The organism is Armatimonas sp., assembly GCF_964826245.1.
Window position 1 is genome coordinate 1 of sequence record NZ_CBAYMC010000336.1, and the last position, 3,831, is coordinate 3,831.

General features: G+C 59.8%; 5 protein-coding genes. 2 read left to right on the forward strand and 3 right to left on the reverse strand.

What is annotated here, in order from left to right:
• On the forward strand, positions 1-550 hold a 550-nt coding region (locus AC1XOS_RS20935), incomplete at its 5' end, for a GspE/PulE family protein (protein WP_481964150.1).
• Here AC1XOS_RS20935 and AC1XOS_RS20940 read toward each other — a convergent pair.
• On the reverse strand, positions 547-1,833 hold the full coding sequence (locus AC1XOS_RS20940) for a GspE/PulE family protein (protein WP_481964151.1): 1,287 nt from the start codon (positions 1,831-1,833) through the stop codon (positions 547-549). The two genes, AC1XOS_RS20935 and AC1XOS_RS20940, sit on opposite strands and share 4 nt — an antisense overlap.
• Before the next feature lie 57 nt (positions 1,834-1,890).
• On the reverse strand, positions 1,891-2,418 hold the full coding sequence (locus tag AC1XOS_RS20945; RefSeq protein ID WP_481964152.1) for a hypothetical protein: 528 nt from the start codon (positions 2,416-2,418) through the stop codon (positions 1,891-1,893).
• A gap of 31 nt (positions 2,419-2,449) precedes the next feature.
• Between AC1XOS_RS20945 and AC1XOS_RS20950 the strand changes: the two genes are divergently transcribed.
• Positions 2,450-3,475: a serine hydrolase domain-containing protein gene (locus AC1XOS_RS20950; RefSeq protein ID WP_481964153.1), complete on the forward strand. Its 1,026-nt coding sequence runs from the start codon at positions 2,450-2,452 to the stop codon at positions 3,473-3,475.
• 3 nt (positions 3,476-3,478) lie between these two features.
• On the opposite strand, the gene AC1XOS_RS20955 is transcribed toward AC1XOS_RS20950, so the two are convergent.
• The coding region (locus AC1XOS_RS20955; RefSeq protein WP_481964154.1) for a hypothetical protein at positions 3,479-3,831 on the reverse strand (353 nt) is incomplete at its 5' end.

Sequence of the window (3,831 nt, forward strand, 5' to 3'; positions counted from 1 at the left end):
AGACCCCGATGTGGTTCTAGTCGGCGAGATTCGTGATGGAGAGACTGCTGAGATCGCCTTCAAGGCAGCCATGACGGGGCACCTCGTGCTCTCGACGCTCCACTGCAACCAAGCGGCAGGCGCTCCCACCCGACTGATGGACATGGGCGTGGAGCCTTTTATGATCGCCTCGGGACTGATCGGTGCGCAGGCCCAGCGCCTCGCACGACGATTGTGTTCTCACTGTCGCACGTTTGGCCCCGCAACCCCCAACCAACAGAAGCTCCTCGACATGATGTACGGTGCCCCTCTGCCCGTCAAGGCAATTGGTCAGGTTCAGGGCTGTGCGCGCTGCAACAACATGGGCACGTCGGGCCGTATCGGTGTCCATGAGCTGATGGTCGCCTCCGAGAGTATCCAGCAGCTCATCATGAAGCGCGCCACCACGGTCGCGATTCAGAACGAGGCCATGCGCCTAGGAATGATCCCCATGATCGGCGACGGCCTCGGAAAAGTCATCGCAGGCCTGGCGCTCCTCGACGATATTCAGAAAAAAGTATTTGCGGGCTAACCAACAGCAGGCAGGGCAGCGATAGAGCTTCCAGAAATTTGAGCGAGCTGGCTGGGCGACTGCCAGTTCTTGTCCTCGTCGTCCTCCGCTTTTAGGTACACCTGGCGCATCACGTCTTCGGCACTGGTCAGGCCCGCTCGGATTTTATTGAGCGCGTCCTCACGGATCGGGATCATGCCCGCCTCAATCGAGGCGCGGCGCAGAACCCCACTCGGAGCCTTGTCAATGATCAAACGCGAGAACTTCTCGTCCACGGTGACCACTTCATGCACCCCAATACGGCCTTTATAGCCCGTCCCCTCACACTCCGAGCAACCGGCGGGCTGCCAGATCATGTCCGTCTCTGAGATTCCTAGAAGCCCAGCTTGGCGCAGTGTGGGTGGCGCTTGCCGACGGCAGCGAATGCAGAGCCGTCGCACAAGGCGCTGGGCCGCCATTCCAATCAGCCCCGAGGCAATCAGAAACGGAGGAACCCCCATGTCAATCAAGCGAGTCACCGAGGTGGGAGCATCGTTGGAGTGGAGTGTCGAGAGCACCAGGTGCCCCGTCATGGCTGCGCGAAAGGCAATCTCGGCGGTCTCTTGGTCGCGCATCTCACCGACCAGAATCGTGTCCGGGTCTTGGCGCAAGATCGCGCGAAGCTGACGGCCAAAAGTCAGGCCCACTTTCTCATTGACCGCGCTCTGGTTGATCCCCTCCATATTGACCTCAACAGGATCTTCGCACGTGACAATATTAACCGTCTTGCTGCGCAGGACGTTCAGCGCCGCATAGAGTGTGGTCGTCTTGCCGGAGCCCGTCGGCCCCGTCACCAGCACCAGCCCCAGCGGGTTGCGGATTAGCTCCTCAAAAACCTCTCGGTTGGTAGGCGAAAAGTCCAGCCCCTCCAGAGGCCGCACCGACATCGAGCGGTCCAGAAGGCGCATCACGATCTTCTCGCCATAGAGCACCGGCAGGCTAGAGATACGCAGGTCAAACGACTTCCCTGGCATCGTGATGGCAATACGTCCGTCTTGAGGCAAGCGCTTCTCGTTGATATCCAGATCGGCGAGTACTTTAATGCGCACCGCAATCGGGTCTTGTAGGTCCTTGGGAAGCTCTTTCCAGCCCTGTAACACCCCATCCACACGCAAGCGTACTTCGACGAAGTTCGCACGCGGCTCTATGTGAATATCACTGGCTCCCAAGCGGACGGCATCATTGACCATCGCATTGACCATCTGAACAGCGGGTCCCTGAATGGCGGGCGATGTCCCCCCCGGCCCCGATCCTGGCATACTCATCTTAGGTTGTTCTCCTGAGATGAGATTCGTCAGTGAGGAGGGAAAATCCTGCGGGGGCTATCCCCGCTGGCCGAACTCGTAGGCGGGATCTACCTCATCGTTGCCGGTGGGAGGCGGGACGGTAACTTCGCTTTTGTAGTCGGGCTTGGGCGCGACTTTGTTAAGCTGGGTGTCCATCTGGTGCGCGAGCTCTGTGAGTTTGGTGGGATCTGGCGTTTCGCCGAGGGAAGAAAGCATAGGAATCAGCGCTCCCAGTTCAGCGGTATTGGCGGCCTGGGCTTGCTGGGCCATTTCCAGGTGAAGAGTGGTGGTCTTGAGCTGCTCCTGCGCGATTCCATAGTTACGCTGGGCAATGGCCTCCAGCGACAGATCCAGAAGGCGGCGCGCTTCGAGCTGGTGCATCAAGGCGATATCGGCATAGCGCGCCAGCTCAGAGGCGCGCAGGTTTCGCCGGTTGATCTTAAGCTCTTGGGTGAGTGTCTGGAGCTTCTTGGTCTGGGAGCGCATTCCACTTCCGTAGGCGATTCCCAGAACAAAGAGCGAGCCCGTCACTAAAATCGTCCACTGAACCTTATTGAATCCCATAGTAGTGCTATCGTACCGTACAATAACTCTTATGGAAAGAGCGCGAGCCGTGCTTTTGCGGGGAATTGAGCAGAGGGCGATGCCTGGCGCGGTGGTGTGTGTACGCCGTCGAGGGGAGACGCTCTGGCATGAGGCACTGGGCACGAGAGAGGGCACTACGGCAACAGCATCTGCCACACTCTACGACCTAGCCAGTCTTACCAAGCCTCTGGCGATGGCCTCCAGCATGAGTGTTTTGCTAGAGCGCGGCGATGTCGCACTGAACACGCCGCTGGCGAGCTTTCTGCCCAAAGCGCCCCACCTCAAAGAGGCTACAGTACGCCACTTGCTCACCCATACGTCGGGTCTGCCTGCGTGGATCGCGTGCTACAAAGGCGAAGGCAGTGGCATGGAGGCCGCCGTTCGTGCGATCGCGAACTTGGAGCTTCGGGGTGCTCCCGGTACGCACTACGAGTATTCCTGCCTTAACTATATCTTGCTCTCCCACATTTTAGAGATTCTCACGAACACGACACTGGATCAATTTGCCGCAGAGCACGTCTTTGCCCCGCTTGGCCTCACCGACACGCTCACGTTCCACCCCGAGCACTCCCGCTGCGCCCCGACCATCTCGCAGGAAGGTCCCGGCTCCGGCGAGACACTGGCAGGGATTGTCCACGATGGCAACGCACGGGCTATTGGCAGTGAGGGCAGCTCGGTTGCAGGCAACGCGGGGCTCTTTGGGACTGCCGAAGCCGTCGCCCGCTTCGGGGAGGCGATTCTCCACGGAGGGCTCTTTGGCTCTCCCACCCGCCAGCGCTGGCTCACCCCCCAGTCCATGCCACCGGGCCACACCCTCGCGTTTTTCTGCCAGCCCAACGGTCTTACCCCCAGCGGCGAGCTTCTCTCCGACCAAGCCGTGGGGCATAGCGGCTTCACCGGCACGGCGCTCGTTCTTGACCCCGAAACCGGCTGCGTGATCTCCCTTCTCACCAACGCCGTCTATCTGGATAATAGTAAAGCCGAGTTTCTCCCCCTACGCCGACGCTTTATGAATGCCGTCGCAGGGGATCTCTAGTTGTCAGTTCTTCTTCCAAATCACCGGAACCCGTGTCACGGTGGAGCCGTCTTGGCGATCTACAAAGCCCACGATGTCACCGCTCTCAGAGATGCCCTGTGCCTCGCTCTGCTTGACGGTACCAAAGCTTGCGGGAATCAGTGCCTGTAAATTGATCGCCGAAGCTGCCGTCCCCGACCAGACCACGGCGATATCCGTCACTCCCAGAGAGTTGCTGGCTTTCCCGACTTGTTGTGCCCCATTCGTGGCACGGATCAGTGAGTTCGTCCTGCCAAGCTGCGTGGGATGTATGTCCTGAACGGAGGCGGAACTACCGCTCCAGATCGCCGCGTGCAGCCCGACGGAGCGCAGAGAGA

Excerpts from the sequence above, each read along its gene's own strand:
- AC1XOS_RS20945 (WP_481964152.1), bottom strand. The coding sequence starts at position 2,418 with ATGGGATTCAATAAGGTTCAGTGGACGATTTTAGTGACGGGCTCGCTC.
- AC1XOS_RS20950 (WP_481964153.1), top strand. The coding sequence starts at position 2,450 with ATGGAAAGAGCGCGAGCCGTGCTTTTGCGGGGAATTGAGCAGAGGGCG.
- AC1XOS_RS20940 (WP_481964151.1), bottom strand. The coding sequence starts at position 1,833 with ATGAGTATGCCAGGATCGGGGCCGGGGGGGACATCGCCCGCCATTCAG.